Here is a 21,554-nt window from a genome sequence, read left to right on the forward strand (position 1 = left end):
GCCCGGCCTGACCAGCTGCCCGGATTCCTGGTGGGAGCCAAAAGGTCGGCTCTCACCAGGGCTCCCGTAGGAGCTTTCCTTCCCGTTGCAGTGCCGCTTGCCGCCTTACGGGCGGCGCTCCAGCGCCGGATCTTCCTTCGTGACCGGCATGAGGTCCTTCTTCGAGACGCCCAGCCAGAGCAGGATCGGGCTGGCGACGAAGATCGAGGAAAGCGTGCCGACCAGGATGCCGATCAGCATCGTGATGGCGAAGCCGTGTACGACCGGGCCACCGATGAAGAACAGCGCGGCCATGGTGATACCGGTGAACAGCGAAGTGATGATCGTGCGCGACAGCGTGCTGTTGATCGAACGGTTGAGCACCTCTTCCGGCGTGGCGTTGCGACTGGAGCGGAACAGTTCGCGGACGCGGTCGAAGACGACGACCTTGTCGTTGATCGAGTAACCGACCACCGCCAGCACGGACGCAAGCACGGTCAGGTCGAACTCGCGCTGGGTGAGCGCGAAGATGCCGAGGGTCACCAGCACGTCGTGGATTTCCGTCGCGAGCGCTGCGATCGCGAAGCGCTTTTCAAAGCGGATCCACAGGTAGCCCATGATGCCGACGATGACGAAGATCACCGCGACGATGCCGTCGCTGCGCAGTTCCTCACCGACCTGCGGTCCGACGAAAGACTTGCTCTTCATCGCGACGTCGGGACGGGACGCCTTCAACGCCGCCATGATGTCGTTCGCCACCTTCGTGGCCGCCTCGTCGTTGGTGAGGTTGCCGGCGGCGGCGACGTCACCCTTCGGCTGGAGGCGGATGGTGAACTCACGGGTGCCTCCGACGGCCTGCACGAGCGGGTTCTCCAGGTGCGACTTCTCGAGCGCCGAGCGAACGTCAGTGGGATCCACCGGCGTCTTGTACTCCACCTGGACCGCTACGCCACCGAGGAAATCCTGCCCGTAGTTGAAGCCACGGGTCAGGATCAGGGCGATCGAGGCGACCATGAGCAGCACGGCGAGGCCGATGCTGAACTTGCGCAGGCCGAGGAAGTTGAAGTTCGAATTGTGGTTGAAGATTTCCATGGCGTCCCTCCCGTCAGACCGACAGGGTCTTGAGCTTGCGGCCGCCGTGGATCAGCGCCGTGATGGCATGGGTCACCGTCACCGATGTGAACATCGAGGTCAGGATACCGATGAACAGCGTGACGCCGAAGCCCTTGATCGGGCCCGAGCCCATGGTCATGAGGCCGAGCGCCGCGAGCAGATGGGTGACGTTGGCGTCGAGGATGGTCGCCCACGCCTTGTCGTAACCGGTGCGGATGGCGGCCAAAGGCGATGAACCGTTGCGCAGTTCTTCGCGGATGCGTTCGCAGATCAGCACGTTGGCGTCGATCGCCATGCCGAGGGTGAGCACGATACCCGCGATGCCCGGCATCGTCAGCGTGACGCCGATCATCGACATCACGGCAACCAGCAGCACCAGGTTGAAGAACAACGCAACGTCGGCGACCAGGCCGAACAGCTTGTAGTAGATGGCCGCTGCCACCAGGACGAGGCCTAGGCCGAGCATCACCGCCTTGAAGCCCTTGTCGATATTGTCGGCGCCGAGGCTGGGGCCGATCACGCTCTCGCCGACGATGTCGACCGGCGCGGCGAGCGAGCCGCCGCGGAGCAACAACGCGAGTTCCGACGCCTCGGTATCGCTGGGCAGGCCGTTGGTCGAGAACTGCTTGCCGAACGGCGAGCTGATGTTGGCGTAGTTGATCACTTCCTCGGTGATCTTCGGCGTCTTCACTTCCTTGCCGTCGACCATCTTGGTCTCGACCGTGCGCGTGATATAGAGCACCGCCATTGGCTTGCCGACGTTGTCGTTGGTGAAGTCCTGCATCTTGCGCGCGCCGGCGCTGTTCAGCGTGACGCTGACGTTCGGCGTCCCGTTCTGCTGGTCGCGGCCGGACACCGCGCTGGTGAGTTCGTCACCCTTGGCGATGACCTTCTTGCTGAGCAGGTAGGGGCGCCCGTCGCGGCCGTAGTAGAGCTTGGCGTCAGGCGGCACACTGCCCGAGCGCGCGGCATCCACGGCTTGCTGCGGCGTGTACAGGCCCGCACGGTATTCGAGGGTCGCCGTGGCGCCGATCAGCTTCTTGGCCTCGGCGGTATCCTGCACGCCGGCGAGCTCGACGATGATCTGGTTCGCGCCCTGCTGCTGGATGAGCGGCTCGGACACGCCCAGCGCGTTCACGCGCTGGCGCAATGTGGTGACGTTCTGGGTGATCGTGCTCTGCGCCAGTTCACGCAGCTTGGCCGGTTTCACCGTGGCATTGAGGATGTAGCGGCTACCGGTGGTGGGGCCGTCGGCGACGGTGAGATCCGGATAATCCGTGGCGATGAGGGACGCCGCCTGCTGGCGATCGGCGTCCGAGCGAAGCACCACGCTGACGCCCTGGCCGCGCGCGTTGCGGTTCACGGCGTCGTAGGAGACATTCTTGTCGCGCAGCAACGAACGGATGTCGTCGGCATAGCGGGTTTCCTGCGCATCGATCACGGCGTTCTGATCCACTTCCATGAGGAAGTGCACACCGCCCTGCAAGTCGAGACCCAGCGGCATCGAGTTCGCGTTGATAGCGCGCAGCCATGAAGGGACCGTCGAGGCGAGGTTCAGCGCCACCGTATAGTTATCGCCGAGCCCCGCGCGCAGGACATCGGACGCCTTGGCCTGCGCATCGACATTGCCGAAGCGGGCCAGCAGGCGCGTGGCCTTCGCATCGATCTCGATCGACGACGGCGGCACCTTGGCCGCGGCAAGCATACCCTCGACCTTTGTCTTCAGCGAAGCGTCGACCGCGGAGCCACGATTGCCCGAGATCTGCACGGCGGGCTGTGGCGGGAAGACGTTCGGCAACGCGTACACGATGCCGAACAGCAACACGATCACGACCAGCGCGTACTTCCAGCGTGGAAAATCACTCATGCCTTACATTCCATGAAAGCGGCCGTGCCGGCCGCGGCTGACGCTATGGCGGTTGGAAACCTTACGACTTCTTCAGGCTGCCCTTCGGCAGCACCTGGGTGATCGAGCCCTTCTGCACCTGGACGACGGTACCAGGGGCGATCTCGACGCGGACGAACGACTCGCCCACCTCTTCGATGCGGCCCGCCAGACCGCCACCCATGACCACCTCATCACCCTTGGCGAGGGCGGCCAGCAGCGCGCGGTGCTCCTTCTGCCGCTTCATCTGCGGGCGGATCATCATGAAATAGAAGATGCCGAACAGCACCGCCATCATGATCAACGGCGAAAAGCCCAGGGCGCCCTGAGGGGCGGCTCCGGCGGCGGGAGCGGTGGCCTGTGCAATGGCGGCGAACGTCGGAAGGCTCATCGGATTTCTCGCAAGTCATGGAACAGCCAAGGAAAAGCGGCCGTTCACGGAAAAAGATCGTGGATTATGCCACGCACCCCGGCGGTTATGTACCGCGCCGCGCCAAGGGCGGCGACGCGGGACACGACGGCCCCGCCAAGGCTCTTGGGGCGGCGGGGGACGCCCGCAAGGGGGATCAGCCGTCGATGTCGGCCTTCCGCCTCGCCGAATAGAACGCCGCCACGAAGTCCTCCAGCCCGCCCGCCTCGATCGACGCACGCAGGCCGGCCATGAGCCGCTGGTAGTGACGCAGGTTGTGCATGGTGGCCAACTGGCTGCCGAGGATCTCGTTGCAACGGTCCAGATGGCGCAGATAGGCGCGGGAGAAGCCGCCCGCGCAGGCATAGCAGTCGCAGCCCTCCTCGATGACGCGGGTATCCATCGCGAATTTCGCGTTGCGGATACGCAGCGTACCCCCTGCGGTGAACAGGAAGCCGTTGCGGGCGTTACGCGTGGGCATGACGCAGTCGAACATGTCCACCCCTCGGCGCACCGCCTCCACGATATCTTCCGGCCGGCCCACGCCCATCAGGTAACGCGGGCGGTCCTTCGGCAGCATGGGCAAGGTGAAGTCCAGCGTGTGATTGCGCTCGGCCTCGGGCTCGCCGACAGCGAGACCGCCGACCGCATAGCCGTCGAAGCCGATCTCGACCAGCCGCTCGGCCGAGCGCTGGCGAAGATTCTCAAAAGTGCTGCCCTGGACAATCCCAAAGAGGGCATTGGGGTTCTTAAGGTCATCGAACGCCTGCCGCGACCGCTCGGCCCAGCGCAGGCTCAACTCCATGGAGTCGGAAGCGACCTTTTCCGTGGCCGGATAAGGGGTGCACTCATCGAAGATCATGGCGATATCGGAATCCAGCACCTTTTGGATCCGCATCGACTCCTCGGGCGAGAGAAATACTTTCGAGCCATCCACGGGAGAGGCGAACGTGACGCCTTCTTCGGTGATCTTGCGCTTATGTGCGAGTGAAAAGACCTGAAAACCACCCGAATCGGTCAGAATGGGCTTGTTCCAGCCAATGAATTTATGCAGTCCCCCGAATTCCCCGACGATCTCCAGTCCCGGACGCAGGAACAGGTGGAACGTGTTGCCGAGGATGATCTCGGCACCGATGTCGACGACATCGCGTGGGGTCATGGCCTTCACCGAGCCATAGGTACCCACCGGCATGAAGGCGGGCGTTTCGACGGTACCGCGGCCAAAGCGGAGACGGCCGCGCCGCGCCGCGCCGTCGGTGGCGAGGAGGTCAAAGGGAAGCTGGGTCATTTGCCTATTCTAGCGTTCAAGGCAGCCCGCCGCCTGCGTGCGCCTACAACCAACGGCCAGGTGCCCCCGCGCGCCCCGGGGGCGTAGCGTCGAAACAGCATGGAACGCGATGGCCTCGCCGGCCGGGTGTGCGTAAGCACAGACCCCCTGTCAGGCAGCGCACGCACTCAGCGGCTCATCGACAAGGAAGCGATGCTATGTCCAATCAGACCCTCTCCGGCGCCAACGCCGCGAACTACCTGACCCTGTTCACCTGGCCCAAGGCGGTGCAACCCGGGGCGCTCAACGACAACACGAACCCGCTCGCCTATGTTCACGAGCTTTTCCAGCTCGCAATGAAACTGGAGGCCGGCGCCGATGCCTCCCGGGCGCGGCCGCTCGGCCTGCGCCGTCCGGACATCGGCGACATGCCCATGGACGAACGATCCCTCAAGCAGACATTCCCCTCGTTGCGATTCGCCATCGACTGCCTTGAGGACACCGTTCGCAAAAGTGAATTCGCGCCTTCGTCGACCATCCACGAAACGATCGCAAGCTCGGTCTTTCCTGCTTCCCTGCCGTTCCACTTCGCCTGGGAGCAGGTCAAGGCCGTACTCCGCCATCGTAAATTGTTCATCTGGGACATCGTTCGCAAGTCGGATGCCGACTACCCCAACTTCACCTTCGGCAATGTCACGTCCACGTCGCTTCGTGCCGCCATGACGCTGAGCAGCGGGTTCGCACCGGAGTTGCGGGCACTGCTCACCGCCAACCCGTCCAAGGCTGCCGATAGCACGACATGGATAGCCACCACGGCCGGCGACAATACGACGCCCACGATCGGAGACCTGGCGGTCGCCGATCGCTTTCGTCGGCGCCTGGGACTCAGTCGCAAGCAGCTGCGCCAGATGCTCGCCGTGTACCAGCCGGGCAAGGCCACCGAAAAAGGCATCGTGGACCGCCAGCCCGCCGTCACACGCAGCGCCCATGTATCGAAGAGCGACGCGCCGGTGTCGAGCGCCGACTTTGGCGCAGCGTTCATCAACGATGGCGGCGAAGCGCTTTATCTTCGATATGAAGATGACGACGAATCCAATCCTCTCCGCATCGAGGGACTGACGAATGGCCACGTCGACCGGATACTTCGGATACTGCGTCTTCACCACGCGACGAAGCTCTCCTTCTCCGACATCGATATCCTCGTAACGACCGCCTTGCGCGCCGAAGGACAGAGCAAGGGCCTCCACCTGACAGACACCACGCTGCGTGCCCTGGGCCTCTTCCAGCACCTGCGCGAAAAATACTCCGTCACGGCATCTCAGTTCGCGTCGTTCATCGGCGACATACCCTCATCGGCGAGCGGGCGCGAGCGCGCCTTCTACGACACGCTGTTCAATCCCTCCGGCATCGAACCGCGCAGCGACTCCGAGTCGGTCTTCACCATCGACGGCACGACGTTCGACCCCGCCTCGGACGGTCGTCCCGACGCCATCGCCGTACGTCAGCTGAGCCAGGCATTCAGGGCCGATGAAGCGACCGTCCGCTGGGCCCTGGCGTGCGTCGTCGAAGCCCAGGCGCTGAGCGCCCCCACGCGGAGCCTTGCGGTCGTGTCCGCCTGCTATCGCCTGATAGCACTTCCGCGCGCGGTCGGCCTGAAGCCCAGCGAAGCACCGATGCTCGTGGCGGCACTCGATCGAGAGAATCCGAGTGTCCTGCGCCAGCTGGCCGGGGTTCCCTCGCTGGATGCCGCCGTGACCACGTCGACGGACGCGCTCGATGTCATCGCCATCGTCATGAACGCCGCGGAGTGGGCGACGAAACACAAGCACAGGATCGATGCACTGTGCCTGCCGCTATTCATCCCGTCACCCTCGCAGCCCACGGAGCCGTGGATCACCGCCACCAACGACGCGATTGCCGCGCTCGAACCGGTCAAGGGGGAGCGGGCCGATGACGACGACATCGTTGCAGCGGCGATCCAGCAAGGTCTTCAACTCAAGGACTCGGCGCTCTCGCTGCCTCTTCTCAAGTGGACCAATCGAACACCGGAAAGCTTCGCCGCGACGCTGCGCGCACTCGCCCTATCGAAAGAGGTGGTGCTGACAAGCGAGGGGACGAAGGACGTAAGGGCTTGCCTGGGACCCGACGATCTTCGGATATGGAGCGACCTCGAGCGGCATGCCGCCATCGCAAAACTCTTCGGGCTCAGCGTGGCCGCGCTCAGCGCCATGGTCGACCATCCCGCGCGGTTCAATCTTGCCAGCGCGCATGGGAACGCCATCCGCTCCCTGGACTTCACGACGCTCTATCAGGTCAGCCGCTACGCCGACTGGCTGGCGACCATGCCTGCCGGTAGCAACGAAGACGATGCGATCGACTATTTCCGCCAGGTACATGAAAGGCGAACCCTCGGGTCGAAAGAAAGCGCAGCCATGCTGGCAGGGCTCACCGGGTGGCAGCAGAGCGAGATCGAAACCATCGCGCGCCGGATCGACAGCAAGAACATCCCCGACACGGTGGAAGACCTTCGCGATGTCGACTTCACCATGCGCCTTCACGAACTCGCGATCGCCAGTGAGCTATCCGTCGATGCGTTGTTCGATATCAACGAGCTGAAAGTCGCCACGACTTACGCGGCATTCGAAAAAGCCGCGGCTGCACTCCTTGCAGCGTGCTCGGGACAGGACGCCCTGGCAGTCGAGGGTTCGCACGGGGAAGCCTGGCGCGATGCACTGGTCGCATGGATGCTTGAGCAGGAATCCACCGACTTCGACGTGGACGCGCTTTCGGACCAGGTCCTTCTGGATGTCATGGTCGGCCGAGAACCCACCACGTCCAGGGTGGCCTCGACCATCGCGAGCCTGCAGACCTATATCCATCGCATGCTGGCAGGACTGGAACCGGGGCATGAAGGCAGCGCAGCGATCACGCAAGACGTACGCGACACATGGAATGCGTCGCAAAGCCAGTACGGGCGTTGGCGCCTGCTGCGTCAACTGCGAAATTATCCCGAAAATCGCCTCGATCCCACGTCCCGATCACGCAAGACGAAGGCGTTCGCCGACCTCGAGAGCCTGCTCGCCCAGGGAAAGTTCAGTGGCGACGATATCGGCACGGCCATCCTTGCGTACATGACGGCGGCCGAAGCCACGAGCAATGTGCAACCCCTGACGGCATACCACGACGGCGTCGATCCGCTCAACGACACCTACCATTTCATCGGCAAGTCGAACGTTTCGCCTCCGCAGTACTACTGGCGCACGCTGGACATGTCCATGCGAGACGCCGACGACGCCTCCAGCATGCTTGGCTTTACCGCGTGGGAGGAAATCTCGGTTCCCCTCACCGGTGTCATCGCCACGACGCCGCTTCCACCCAGGGACACGAGCGCGCCCGCTGGTGTGCCCACGTCCACGGCGAAAGCCATGGGTGAGGACCTGCGAAGCGGCATCGACACGATCCGGCCGGTCGTCGTCGATGGCCGGCGCTATGTCGTGTGGGTGGAACGGGACACCACGGGCGTGCCCATGGGAAAGAACCAGAAGACCAGCCCCTACTTCGGGCTCCGCGTCTGTTACTGCTATCGGCAACTGGATGGGCTCTGGGGACCGCCAAATGTACTGATCTCACTCGATGGACTGGATAGCGACGGCAACTTCAGGGGCGACACCCCCAAGGTGGACGCCGAAACCTTCCCCGTCGTGGATGCCAACGAGAGTGCCACCGGCAACGCCTGGCTCAAGACAAGGAAGTTCGCACCGGGCCTCATCGTGATGGTCAACGCCAAGGGCGACCGCAAGGACGATCCCTGGTTCACCGTCCTGCTCGTCAGGGCGAACAAATGGTGGCATACCGGCACCCAGACATGGAATCGAGATAGCGACTACTTCATCGCGTCCAGGGACATGCTTCTTCTCGAGGAAAAGCAACTGGATCGCAGTACCGGCACCACGGCGACCGGCGACGCATGGCGAAAGGTGGAGAACGCCCTGGTGGCCGATTGGACGACGCTGTTCATGGACCCACGCGTCGTGCAACATCAATACATCGGTAAGTTGATGACGATCGTCGAGCAGGACGCGCAGAAAGCACAGTATGCGATCGTCGATTCCGCGGCCGCGGCCAGGCTGGCCCAGCGTTGCAAACTCGACGTGGCCAAGCTCGGCACCGGCATGCTCAAGGCGACGATGCCAGAGAATCGGGACTTCATCGAACTGGTTGCCGGGTTCGACGGCACCTGGAAGTACGACGGGACGAACGCCGCAGTCGGCGCGACCCACGTTCCGGTTTCTTCCGGCACATCCAATCAGCTGACTTTTGTGGGCGTCGCCAAGTCGCCATACGAAGGAAAAAAATACGGTGTCAAAGCGACTGCCGATCTCCGAAATGTCATAAATGATGACGACGAAGTGGAAATTCATCTTTCTCTCGAAGCACTTGACTCCACCTATGCCGATATCGAAACCATCTGGGTGGCTGAGGATCTCGGCGAACTGGGCGATGGTGCCGTCGACAGGCGGCTCGTGTTTTCCACAGGAACGGAACCGCTTGAGCCGACCGCGAGGCAAAAGCGAGACCTGGCCAAGAATGTTCTTTCGGCTACTTTCATCTGGCACGGAAAATCCGCCAGATTAACTGGCTCGAGCCGAGTATCGATGATTCGAAACCCGTTGCCAACGAGCCAATGTTTCACCGGCATGCTCCTTCATTCAGATCAGGACGCATGCGAAATCACCGTAATTGTCGGCACGTCGGATGTGAGTGGGTATGCAGAAAGCTTGAATGGTGACCTAAGTCTCCGATGGATCGACAATACGATAGGCGATCGGTGTGCGTTACTGCACATCGATTGCGTTACCGACGCAAATTCTGCAATCAGTAACAAGATACTCCTCAGCGACGAAAAACCTTACAAAGTCCGCTTCCCACTGACTGCACTATTGTCGGATCCCGAGCGAATCGAACTAGAAATTCAGGGCCTGGAAGCCATGACAGCTGCGTGCCTTCCTCGGCAGAGAGTGACGCTCAAGCGTCAGGATCAAGAATCCAGCACGATTCGATCAGGCGAATCCCTCACATCGCCACTCACCCAACCTACATATGGGACCGCCCGCCTCGTACTGCGCGGCGGCATCAGCGAAGCTGGGAAAATCACCCTGTCGAGCGAGGACCTGAGCGTACTCACCCGGCTAGGGCTGGACGCGCTGCCGGGATTCGCGAAGAACAACCCGACGGAGTTCGCGAAGTTCAGGACCCGTCTCGTCACCGATGCGCGACCCGGTGACGACATCCTCTTTGAGAAGCCCACTATCACCAGGACGAAGTGGTCCAACTACTACATCACCGACCACAGCAAGGTGGACAACTCGGTGAGCACCGTTGCGGGACGGCGCGTGAAGCATGAAATAGGCGTCTTCGATACCGGCGGCATGACCATCCCGACCGATATCGACTTCCGTAAAGTCATCGAGCTGAAGCACCACTTTCCCGATACCTATATGCGCTTCATGGCCTCGACCATGGGCAAGGACGACATAGTGACCCAGGCCACGGTCACGCTGAATGGCCAGAACCTGTCCCGCGCGCTCATCGCTCGATTCCCCGTGAACCAGGAAGTCGAAGAGTACGTCTTCCATCTCGATGTCCATGTCGACGACAGCACGGAACCCCTCGGCAAGCTCGTCCGCACGTACAAGCTGAAAGCTCGTGGAGGCGATGCGGCCACCGCGGACGACATGGTGCCCAGCACGCGGCTCATACAAAACGCCTACCAGGTGCACTATCTGGATATGACCGAGGCGAATCGCGTAACGCGCTGGTACTCCCGCAAGCTGTCCGTCAACGCCATCCGCCTGAACACGCTGCTCGGCATGCGCTTTGCCGCGCTCGCCATGCAATCCACCCATCGCCTGATCGATTGGGACACGCAGAACCTTACCGAGCCTCGCATGGAAACCGGCGACAAGCCGGACAGGCTCGATTTCCGCAGCGCCAACGGCTTGTACTTCTGGGAACTCTTCTTCCATGTGCCCATGCTGGTGGCCTGGAAACTTCGCGCCACGCGCCAATACGACCAGGCATTCGACTGGTGTACGCGACACCTGTTCGATCCCTTCGACAGCGCAGGCGATTCGACCGCATTCCGCCCGCCGTTCTGGCAAAACCGTCCCCTCGCGGAACTCGGTCCCGCGCTGGCCCACGGCGTAACGACGCTATCCGGTGGTGTCGACGAACTTGCCTATGCGGAGCCAGAGCGGTATCGCAAGGCCGTCTTCATGTTTCTGGTGGAGTTCTGGCGGCAGCAGGGTGACGATTTCTATCGGCAGCTCACGCGGGATGACATCAACGAGGCCTCGAACTGCTATCGAAAAGCGCTTCGCCTGATCGGGGCGCTTCCCGAACAGTTGACGGTGCCCTCCCCTGCGCTCCCCCTGCTGGCGAACGCGAGAGACAGGGACTTCCTCCCGCCGGTCAACGTCGCGGTGACCGACCTTCGCGACCTGCTGCAAGGCCGACTATTCAATATCCGCCACGGGCTGACCATCGACGGCAAGTGGATGGATCTCGACCTGTACGCGAGCGCCGACGATGCCGACTCGCTGGGTAACTGGCGTACGGGCATGCTGTCGGGAACACGACGCATCCCACGAATCCATGTTCCCGCCTACCGGTTCAAGCATGTCCTTCCGGTTGCCAAGGAAGCCGTGACGCAACTGATCGACATGGGAAGGCAGGTCTTCCACAACTACGAGGAAGAGTACAACGCCGGCCTGGGTGTGTTGCAGCAGGCCAATCTCATCAAGCTCTCCGACTTCACCCTGAAACTGCAGACCGAGGCACTGGCCAGTGCTCGCGCGACACGGGAGACATTGTTGGCGAGCAGGGTAGTGACAGAGCAGCGACGTCAATACTATCAGAAGCTTTCGGATCCAGGATGGCTTCCGCAGGAAGTCGCCGCGACGATCTTTGCATGCTTGGCACCCGGAACGAAGCTTATGTCCATTCCTTTCGGCATGACCGGCGCCGGCATCAGTATGCTGCCGAACATATTTGGCATGGCCGTAGGTGGTCACGAAGGTAAGGCTTTACCAACTGAATTCGCATCGCAGATGAATCTCGCGGCGGATATCATGACCATGGCGAAGGACGAATTGCGGTACAACGCCGACATCCAGTATCGGGCGATGGACTGGCAGTTCAATATCGACCAGGCGACCGGCGACATCGAGGTGATCGATCGCCAGATCGAAGAGCAAGACATCCTGATCCGGTCCGCCTCGCTCGCCCTGGAGGAAGTCAGGGCGCGGCAGGCCCTCATGAGGGAGGAATACACCTTCATGACCACCGGCTTCGCCATCGGCCCGACCTATGTCTGGATGATCGCGCATCTGTCCGACATCTACGCGGCAGCTTATGACGCCGTCGTCTCGCTTTGCCTCGCGGCACAGGATGGCTGGCGATACGAGACCGGGGAATTCCTGACCCAGTTCGTCAAACCGGGGGCATGGATGGACAACTGGCGGGGCATGCTCGCCGGGGATGCCTTGCAGCGCGACCTCCTGGAGATGGAGGCCGCCTATCTCCGCCGTCACGAGCGGCGCATGCATATCCGCAAGGTCGTCTCACTCGTGGAGATCAACAAGATGGACGCCGCTGCCTTGTGCGATGAAATCGACAAGGCGCAAGCCGTCGCGTTCGACCTTCCTTCCGCACTCTATGACGCTGACTTCCCGGGTCATTACCTCCGCCAGATCGTCAATGTGTCCGTCACCTTCAAGCTGGCTTCGTCCCATGAGATGCGGAGTATCGCCGCCGTACTGACCCAGACGCGTAACGCGCTCCTCACGACGCCGACGATCGAAGGGGCCACGTATATCTATGACAACAGCCACCCGGAACACAACTCGGTCTTGCTCAACCTCAGGCAGGAACAGAAGGTGGCGGTATCGACGACGAAACCGATCATCGATATCGATGGCTACAGCAGCCTGTTCAGCCTGGTGTTCGGCGATGACCGCTACTTGCCGTTCGAAGGCACGGGTGCGATTTCCCGATGGACACTGTCCTTCCCTGGTGACAAGGCGACTTTGCTGGCCTGCCTGAAGTCGGGTGAAAGGTGGCTGCTGGAGGACATCCTGATCACGGTCGATTACACCGCTGCCGATGGAGGCGAAACGTTCGCGCAGGAGATAAAGACGCTTAGGACGGCATCGATCATCGAGGCGACCCCGGCCGCGCCACCGCCAGCGTTGGGCGACGGCGAGGCATCGACTCCGGCCGCAACGGGATTTTCCGCCCCAAGCGTCGTCGTCGGCAGCAACGGTCCATGTATCGCCATCCCGCCTCACCCGTCGCTGCCGGCACGCACGCAGGTCGCGGCGACATTTAAGGATGGTAGTGGGTCGACCAAGAAGACGGCACCGCAGCTTTGGGATGGGAAAGGACTTAGTGTGCCCATTGCCCAGTCAGTGCTTGCCGCCAACGCAGGGAAACTTCTTATTGCCGGATATGAAGTCGAGGCGGCGGGAATATCGTCCGCGTCCGATTCCACATCCGTCGCCATCCCAGCCACCGACGATCCCGGCGGCCCTGTATACCCCGCACCCGTAATCCCGGAAGTTCGCGCGAACCTTGCCCTCGACCGGCGCGACGCTCCCCATGGTGCCAGCGTCACCGTGGCACCATGGGCATACATCCAGAAAGATCAGCGCATCTGGCTCCGCTGCCTGGGAACCAAAGCCGACGGCAGCCACCACGATCTCGATCTGCGCGTGCCGCCGGCTGGCGTGACGGATGAGGAAGTCAGCAAGGGTCTCAACGTCACCATTCCACTGAGCTATCTCGACGAACTGGGCGACTACGGGCAGATGAGGATCGTGCTGAAGGCCTCGCTCGATGGAAGCGACACGGAGAGCAGGGCCGCGACTTTCCCCGAACTCACCGTCGATCTTCCCCAGTGCAGTACGGCTACCGTTATCTCGGATGCATGGGCAAGACGCGAGTTCGCGCTCGAGCCATCGCTGGAATCGAATTTCGGGTTCGTCGCCACATCGAGCGATGTAGGCCCGATTGAACTCGCTTTCGAGCAGGGCAGCTGGGTGTTGAACATTCCTGCTGTCGACGGTTCTGGAAAGGAACACCGCGTCATTCTCGACGCTGGCCGTTGGCCGTTCTCGCGCGACGGCGGTGGCGCCCCGGCTCGTCGCATCGGCAGCTACAGACCGTCCAAAGATGGCGACGCAGACAAGAGCGCCCGATTCGCCGCGCGATACCTTGCGACGCAAAACACCCACCTCCCACCCGGAAAGTACACGGGAAAGGCGATGATTCATCTCATCGGCTGGCAGAAACCCACCGTCAGGGAGTCCCTCATGGTGGAGGTGGAGGTAGAAGTGACACAGGACACGCCTCTCGCCGAAACGACGGCTGCGGCTCCGGCCGCGACACCACCGACCGCACCTGAGACGGCGCAACCGGCAGCCCGTGACGGATATCCGCCACCACGCATTGAATACGACAACGGGACCGTATACACGATCATTCCAGCCAACCCGGCTTTCGTGCCGGGCGATATGGTCAATATCGCATGGAAGGATGAGCTGAAGGGGGGGCTATTCATGGCAGGAAATCTTTTGGATCTTCAGCCAGACGGTTTGAAATATAAGATATGGGCGGAAAACTGGGCAGCCGCGACAAGAGATTGCGCGGACACATACGCGCTCGTTACCTATACCGTTATTCATGGCGAACTGAGAACCAATTCCCCCGCGCTACGCGTCAAGCTGACGGCTTCCGGTCAGGCCGGCGGCGTGGTCCCCGTGGCCGTATAACCGGGCTCGGGCACGCCAATCCCGGTCCCGATACCAAGGTGACCACGAGATCGGGATTGGCGGTGGTAGCCCTGTCGGTGCTTTCATGGTGTAACCAGGAGGGTTGCCGCATTCTCCCGAAAGCGGACCTCCTAAAGTTTCGCAAGATTCCGCCGATGTCCTGACTTACAGGAGCGTGCCCATTCGGGACGCCGGACGCCGGGAGGACATCCCTTGATCATCCAGCCAACCAGTCTCGCTGCCCAGTTGTGGGCGGGCGCGGCCGCGGGTACGACCGCCGCCGCGGATAGCTGGCGGGTCGGCGCCCTGCTGTCGGCTCGGGTGATGGGCCAGAACGAGTTGGGCAAGCTGCTCCTGGAGATCGGCGGGTTGACCGTGGAGGCTGATACGGCCGGTACGCAACTACCCCAGCAATTCCAGGTACGCGTCCTTACCCAGGGCGCGCAACCCCAGCTCGAGGTGGTTCTCGGCAACACCGACGAGCGTGTCGCCATGCAAGGCCTGCGCGAACGCCTGCCACAACAGAACGGTTACGCCCCCCTACTGGGCATACTCGCCGCCCTCGCTCGCCGACCAATCGCCCGGGCGTTGCCCGCCCCCCTGCGAGCCGCCCTCGCCACCCTCGAAGCGGCGATAAACAAGCCCGCCGATGTCAGTTCGCCCCTGGGCATGAAGGAAGCCATCGCCAAGAGCGGAACCTTCCTCGAGGCCCATCTCGCCGAACCCAGAAGAGAGACACCGGCGGCCGACGATTTCAAGGCCGCCCTGCTCGCCCTGCGCCGCACGCTGGCTGAGATTCCGGCCGGCCGGCCGGGAGCCCCGACACTGTCACGACCGCTCAGCGATACGCCCCCTCCGCTGGCTCAGCGCTCGCTGGTGGCCCAGCCGCGTGCCGCCGAGCTGGCGGTGACGGAAGATGACGTCGACGGACTGGTCAACCAGCTGCGCAGCGATACGCGAGCGGCGCTCTCGCGTGTCGAAATCGCCCAACTCGAGTCGCATCCACATACCGGCCTGTGGATGATCGAGGTCCCCGTCGCGGGCGTCCGTGGCTACGACGTGCTTCAGTTGCGTATCGAGGAAGGCGAGACCGCTCCCGGCGAACAAGAGGGCCCGTGGACGGTCGGTTTCGCCATCGACCCTCCGTCACTCGGTGCCGTGCAGGGTGAGATACAGCTACGCACCCCGCGTGTAGCGGTCCGCCTGTGGGCCCAGCACGTGGAGACCGTCAGCCGTCTCGAAAACGAATTCATGTCGTTGCGCCGACTGCTCGAGAAAAGTGGACTCGTGCTCGACCATTTCACCTGCATGCACGGTCTGCCCGCATCGACCAGCGCCTATAGCGCTGTATTACTGGAAGCGCGCGCATGAGCCAGCCGCCGCCCTCGCCTCGCCGTAGCGTCACGCTGCGCCTTGCATCGCCGACCAGCAGCGGGACGAGCCAGCGCGTGGATGCGGATGCCGTGAAGGCGATGCTGGAGCGTGCGCAGGCACTGGGACTGGCGCCGCAACTCGACCCGCAGATAGCCACGCTGCTCGCGGCGGTGCGTCTGCGCGACGATGTGCCACCGGAGTTGTATGCGGCCCTGGCGGCTGTGGTCGGGACGTTGTTGGCCGCGACGGACGAATAGGTTTTCGCGCGCCGTATCGCCGACAGGGCCGGCTCCCACAAGAGCAGCCCCCGGCCTTTGTCGGACATGAGCTTGCCTGGTGGGAGCCGACCCTGTCGGCGATCGGCTAGCCGACGCCGAGACCTTGGATGCTCGCCGTGCCCGGCTCGAAACCCGCCAGCTCCGCGAAGTACCGCCCACGCTCAGTGTAGTCACGAAACTGATCGAAGCTCGGCGCGCCCGGCGACAGCAATACGCAGCCTTCTCCACCGAGCGACACGCGCGCGGCGGCCACGGCGGCACCGAGGTCAAGGGCGCGGTAGACGTTCGCGATACCGGCCGCCTCCAACGCATCCGCGATGCGCGGACCGTTGCTTCCCTGGCAGACGATCGCTTCCGGCTCGTGCCCGTGCATCGCCTCGACGAAGGGTGTCCAGTCCAGGCCACGATCGTGGCCACCGACGATCAGCGCCGTGCGTTTCGCCCCCACGCTTTCCAGCGCGGCCAGGCTCGCCAGTGGCGTCGTGCTGATGGAGTCGTTGATCCAGGCGAGCCCGTCGCGCTCACCGAGCGGCTGCAGCCGGTGCGGCAAGGGCACGAAGGTCGACAGCGCGGGCGCAGCGGCATGTGCGTCGTAACCCAGGATCTCCAGCGCGGCCAGCGCCGCGCAGGCGTTCACCGCGTTGTGCAGCCCAGGAGCGGACACCCGCTCGGCACGAATGACGTCCTCGCCGCCACGCCGAATCCAGCCGTCGGCCACGTGCCACCCGGCGAGATCACCGAACGTGTGCAATCCCGGATGATCGGCGGCACGCGACAGCAACGTGGGCTGTGCCGCGTTCACAAGCACCCGTTCGGACGCCGCGAGCAGCTTGAGCTTGTCGTCGACATAGCGCGCGCGTGAACCGTGCCAGTCGAGATGTTCCTCGTACAGGCTGGTCACGACGCCGAGGGACACGCCCGTGGCCTCGCCGGTCTGGAAACTCGACAGTTCGATGACCCACAGATCGGCGCCAGCTTCGTCGAGCTCGAGCAAGGGCAAGCCGATGTTTCCCGCCAATGCGGTACGCACGCCCAGCGAACGCGCCAGATGCGCGAGCAAGGCGGACGTCGTGCTCTTGCCCTTGGTGCCGGTGACCGCGATCGTGCGCGCGTCGCCATGCATCCCGAACCACAACGCCGTACCCGAGGTGAAGCGCGTGCCGCGTGCCTTGGCCTCCAGCAGTTCCGGCTTGTACGCGGAAATGCCGGGAGACTTGATGACGACATCGAAGGCAGCCAGCGCATCGGCATCGGGGGCGGTATCGTGCACGCGCACCGAAGGAAACGCCGCTGTTGCCGCATCCATCTCGTCCGCGGCGCAATAGAGTTCGACCGCCTGCCCCGGCAGGCGTCGCGCCAGCGCATTCAGCGCCGCACGTCCCTCCCGGCCGAATCCCCAGACAGCGACCCGCCGGCCTTCGAGATCAGCCCAGCGCATCCAGCGCTCCGAGCAGGCGCCGCGGCACCAGATGCGACGCACCGGGCTTGAGCCACGGCTCGAGCGCCAGTTCGGAACGATCGAGCTGGGGAAGGATTTCGCTGCGGAAGCGCGCGACCAGCGCATCCTCGCTCCACTCCGGTCGCTCGGCCAGGGCCGCCATGGCGGCACGCGCCTCGGCGCCCTCTCCGACGCACTCGAACGGCTTATGGTCCTTGTATTCCAGCAGCGCATCGAACGCGCCAGCCAACTCTTCGTCGTCGAGCAGGTTGCGCCCGAAGATCGACAGCAGTCGCGGCTTGGCCATGAACGGGGCCAGCGCCAGGAAAACGAAATGGCACTTCGGGCACTGGCCGCACCAGCGATCGGCGGGTTTCGGTCCGAGGATGCGGAAATTGCGGTTGCAACTGGAGAAGACGTTGAAATAGTCGCTACCCAGCCGCGCGAACGCGCTGGTCACGGCCAACTCCGACCAGGGCCGCAGCAACGAGCAGTAGTCGAGATCGGCGGCCACGTGCGAGTGCAGGTAGTCGTGCAGGGTTTTCTCGAAACCGAAGCCCTTGCTCCACTGGTGGTTCACTTCCTGGCCGTCGTACTCCAGCGTGGCCACCGAGGCGGAACGTTCGTTGGCGAACACGATCGAATCGTAGCCATAGAGGACCGCCGCCACCACGAGGATCACCGAGTTGATCGCAGTGACGGGGATATGCCCGTTCCACGCGCCGAGACGATTCAGTTCGAACAGGCCCGGTGCCAGTTCGCGCGAGATGTTGAGCGTGGGCAGGCCCGTGCGCGCGGCGCACTCGGCGATCAGCGGCGAGTTACCCACCCAGGCAGCCGTGGCCTCGGCACCGATGGACTTGATCGCCTCGACCGCCACCACCGAATCCTTGCCGCCGCCGATCGGCAGCAGCGAACGTTTCGGCAGGCCGATCGCGGGCACCGCTGCATGCCGCTTGCGCTCGAACGGAAAGGCGATACGTCCGCGCAGGTCCAGGCGGTTGCGGTAGGCGAACTCTGCCAGGCCGTGCAGGTACAGTGCATCGAGCATCGACGCGCCGTCTTCGTCGAGCGCCTCGCCCTCGACGACGATCGTAGCGGGGATGCCCGCCTTGTAGTAGCTGACACCGGCGACCAGATGGAGCAGGCGCAGCGCCGCCGCGAAAGCGGCCTCGCGTTCCGCCGACACCGACGGTGCGCCGGGAAAGGTCACACGCTCGACCAGCTCGGGGCCTTCGTCGAAGGCGTAGACCAACTCGGCCACACCATCGACGAACGTATGGCGGACGAAGCGAAAACGTTCGCTCTGGCGCGGATCGGCAAGCGGGGCGGTCACGGCAGCAGGACCTCGTCGGCTTCGTCACGCAGGTTGTAGCGGGAGGCCATCACGGCGCCATAGGCGCCACCCTGGGCGAGCAGGATCACGTCGTCTTCCTTCGACTCGGGCAGGCGGCGATCGGAACCGAGGATGTCGCCGGATTCGCAGATCGGGCCGACGACCTGGTACATCGTGGTGGCGGGTTCGCCGAAACGGGAGAGGTTGGCGATCTCGTGCCAGGCATCGTAGAGCGCCGGGCGGATCAGGCTGTTCATGCCTGTATCGAGGCCGAGGTAACGCACGTTCGCGCCCTTTTCCTTCTCCTGCGTCACCTTGGCCAGCAACACACCTGCATCGGCCACCAGGTAACGGCCCGGTTCCATCCACAACTGGAACTGCGGATAGGCCTGGTGCACCGAAGTAAGCACGCGGTCGAGCGCCGCCATGTCCAACGCCGTTTCACCGGGATGCGACGGCACGCCGAGGCCACCGCCGATATTGAGCACCGAGATCGTGCCGATGCGTTCGGCCAGCGCGGCGAGTTGCGAGTAGACCTCGCCCCAGTGCGCCGCGTCGAGGATGCCCGAGCCCAGGTGCGCGTGCAGGCCGATCACCCGTACGCCAGCCGCGTCGGCCAGGCGCAGGAAACGATCCACGTGCTCGATCGGTACGCCGAACTTGCTGCCGGTACCACCGGTCTTCACTTTCTCGTGATGACCGAGGCCACGGCCGAGGTCCACGCGCAGCATGATGTCGCGCCCGGCGAACATCTCGCCCCAATGCTCGATGGGATGCAGTGCATCGATGGTGATCGTCGCCCGTGTCTGCAAGGCCGCGGCGAAATCGCGACGGGCCGCGAAATTCGGCGTGAACAACAGTGGGACGTCGTCCGGCACCGCGGCCGAGACCGCCGCCAGCTCGCCCGGTGAGACGCACTCGAAGGCGAAGCCTTCCTCCGCCAGCACCTTGAGAATGCCCGGATGGGTGTTCGCCTTTACGGCATAGTGCGCGCGATCCACGGCCTTCAACGACTTCACACGGCGTGCCTGCGCGCGCACCGTCGGCAAGTGGTAGACGTAGCGTGGGGTACGTTCCTGGGCCAGCCTCATCAAGGCGGGCCACTCGCCCTGCCACCATGCCGCGCTCGGCAACGCCTGTTCGCCCGCGCCGTAGAGCGCCTGCCAGGAGGGTCCGAAGACGACGCTGTCGTCCGTACGCAGCGCACCGGCGCCGATCAGCAGTTCGTGCAGGCGAGGCAGCATGTCATCCACCACATCCTCGTCGACGACGAAGGTCAGGTTGAGGTTGTTCGACGACTGCGAGATCAGGTGCACGCGCAACTGGCCGAACTCGGCCAGCACGCCCGACAGCTTGTGCAGCATCGAACGCATGCCGCGGCCGACGAGGGTGATGGCCGCGCAGGGCGCGATCACCTTCACCCGGCAGACGCGGGCCAGATCCGCCGCCAGCGCGGCGATCGCATCGGAGTCGAGCAGGTTCTCGGTGGGATCGAGCGATACCGTGACGTTGGTTTCCGCCGAGCCGATCAGGTCCACCGACAGGCCGTGGCGCTTGAAAGCGTCGAACACGTCGGCGAGGAAGCCGACCTGCTGCCACATGCCGACCGATTCCATCGATACCAGGGTGATGCCCTTGCGTGCGCTGATCGCCTTGATGCTCGGCGCATGCTCGCGCACTTCCGGGCCGATCGAGGTACCTTCCAGCTCGGGCCGGTTGGTGTCCTTGATCAGGAGCGGTACGCGCGGTTCGCGCAGCGGGGAAAGGCAGCGCGGGTGCAGTACCTTGGCACCGGTGGACGCGATTTCCTGCGCCTCTTCGTAGTCGAGCCGCTGCAACAGGCGCGCCCCGGCGACCTGGCGCGGGTTCGCACTGAACATGCCGGCCACGTCCGTCCATATTTCCACGCGCGACGCCGCCAGCAGCGCACCGAAATAGGCTGCCGAGGTGTCCGAACCGCCGCGCCCGAGCAAGACCGTGCGCCCGCTTTCGTCCTGTGCGATGAACCCCTGCGTGATGAACACGTCGCCGCGCTCCGCCAGCGCCGCCGACAGCGCCGCATCGTGGTGCGGCTCCACCATGGCCGAGAGCAGGCGCGTGCGTTCGTTCTGGTTGGGCAACACCACCGAATGCAGGCATTCGCGGGCGTCGACCCAGGTGGTCGCCAGCCCGTTGGCGGAGAGGAAAGCCGCGCCGAGTGCACTGGACATCAGCTCGCCATGGGCCTGCACGCGCGCCTGCCAGGCCAGTTCGCCCAGGTCCACGGCGCCCGCCTCGGCCAGCATCGCCAGATCGGCAAGCCGCGCACCCAGGGTCTCCGGCATCGGCAGGGACATCTCGGCGAGCAAGGCATGGTGGCGATCGGCCAGTGCGGCGGCCGCCTCCGAGCGGCGTTTGGGTTCCGTGTGCGTGCAAAGCTGTTTCAGGCCGTCGGTGATGCCGGACAGGGCCGAGACCACGATCAGCACGCGCGCGCCTTCGGCGCGGCGGCTGGCGGCCAGTTCAAGGATATTGCGCCAGCGTGCGGCGGTGGCCACGGAGGTGCCGCCGAACTTCATGACGATCCAGGGCGCGTTGAGGGGCAACGGCGCGTTTGCGTTTTCGCTCACGGGACTCTTTGGGCTGCTGGGGGAAGCGTTGGCCGG

10 protein-coding genes are annotated in these 21,554 nt (G+C 63.8%); 3 read left to right on the forward strand and 7 right to left on the reverse strand.

Annotation, left to right across the window (positions count from 1 at the left end):
• Window positions 1-105: 105 nt before the first annotated feature.
• The 4 genes from secF to tgt all read right to left on the reverse strand — a co-directional run bounded on the left by secF (window position 106) and on the right by tgt (window position 4,674).
• Entirely contained in the window at window positions 106-1,071 is a 966-nt protein-coding gene (gene secF, locus J2T07_RS18315; protein WP_306852031.1) for a protein translocase subunit SecF, read from the reverse strand.
• A gap of 13 nt (window positions 1,072-1,084) precedes the next feature.
• Window positions 1,085-2,959 carry a protein translocase subunit SecD gene (gene secD, locus J2T07_RS18320; protein ID WP_306852034.1) on the reverse strand — a complete coding sequence of 625 codons (1,875 nt, stop codon included), beginning with the start codon at window positions 2,957-2,959 and terminating at the stop codon, window positions 1,085-1,087.
• Between the two features lie 61 nt (window positions 2,960-3,020).
• A complete protein-coding gene (gene yajC, locus J2T07_RS18325) occupies window positions 3,021-3,368 on the reverse strand; it encodes a preprotein translocase subunit YajC (RefSeq protein WP_306852036.1) in 348 nt (115 codons plus the stop codon).
• Window positions 3,369-3,543: 175 nt separating this feature from the next.
• Window positions 3,544-4,674 carry a tRNA guanosine(34) transglycosylase Tgt gene (tgt, locus tag J2T07_RS18330; protein ID WP_306852038.1) on the reverse strand — a complete coding sequence of 377 codons (1,131 nt, stop codon included), beginning with the start codon at window positions 4,672-4,674 and terminating at the stop codon, window positions 3,544-3,546.
• Between the two features lie 128 nt (window positions 4,675-4,802).
• On the opposite strand from tgt, the gene J2T07_RS18335 reads away from it, so the two are divergent.
• From J2T07_RS18335 to J2T07_RS18345, 3 genes are all read left to right on the forward strand, one after another.
• A complete protein-coding gene (locus tag J2T07_RS18335; protein WP_306852039.1) occupies window positions 4,803-14,483 on the forward strand; it encodes a Tc toxin subunit A in 9,681 nt (3,226 codons plus the stop codon).
• A 213-nt stretch (window positions 14,484-14,696) separates the two neighbouring features.
• Window positions 14,697-15,854: a flagellar hook-length control protein FliK gene (locus tag J2T07_RS18340; protein WP_306852041.1), complete on the forward strand. Its 1,158-nt coding sequence runs from the start codon at window positions 14,697-14,699 to the stop codon at window positions 15,852-15,854.
• On the forward strand, window positions 15,851-16,114 hold the full coding sequence (locus J2T07_RS18345) for a flagellar biosynthesis protein (RefSeq protein WP_306852042.1): 264 nt from the start codon (window positions 15,851-15,853) through the stop codon (window positions 16,112-16,114). Before J2T07_RS18340 ends, J2T07_RS18345 begins: the two co-directional genes overlap by 4 nt.
• Window positions 16,115-16,220: 106 nt before the next feature.
• Here the strand turns inward: J2T07_RS18345 and murD are convergent, their stop codons facing one another.
• From murD to J2T07_RS18360, 3 genes are read right to left on the reverse strand one after another with little or no spacing between them, the layout of a single operon-like run.
• Window positions 16,221-17,573 (reverse strand): UDP-N-acetylmuramoyl-L-alanine--D-glutamate ligase, encoded by a 1,353-nt coding sequence (murD, locus tag J2T07_RS18350; protein WP_306852044.1) that lies wholly within the window; start codon window positions 17,571-17,573, stop codon window positions 16,221-16,223.
• Window positions 17,560-18,909 carry a UDP-N-acetyl-alpha-D-muramoyl-L-alanyl-L-glutamate epimerase gene (gene murL / locus J2T07_RS18355; protein ID WP_306852047.1) on the reverse strand — a complete coding sequence of 450 codons (1,350 nt, stop codon included), beginning with the start codon at window positions 18,907-18,909 and terminating at the stop codon, window positions 17,560-17,562. The genes murD and murL overlap by 14 nt, the downstream gene beginning before the upstream one ends.
• Complete coding sequence (locus J2T07_RS18360; RefSeq protein ID WP_306852050.1) at window positions 18,906-21,518, reverse strand: bifunctional aspartate kinase/diaminopimelate decarboxylase; 2,613 nt, start codon at window positions 21,516-21,518, stop codon at window positions 18,906-18,908. The genes murL and J2T07_RS18360 overlap by 4 nt, the downstream gene beginning before the upstream one ends.
• Window positions 21,519-21,554 lie beyond the last annotated feature (36 nt).

Origin of the sequence: Luteibacter jiangsuensis, from assembly GCF_030812295.1 — a bacterium.
Lineage (GTDB): Bacteria > Pseudomonadota > Gammaproteobacteria > Xanthomonadales > Rhodanobacteraceae > Luteibacter > Luteibacter jiangsuensis_A.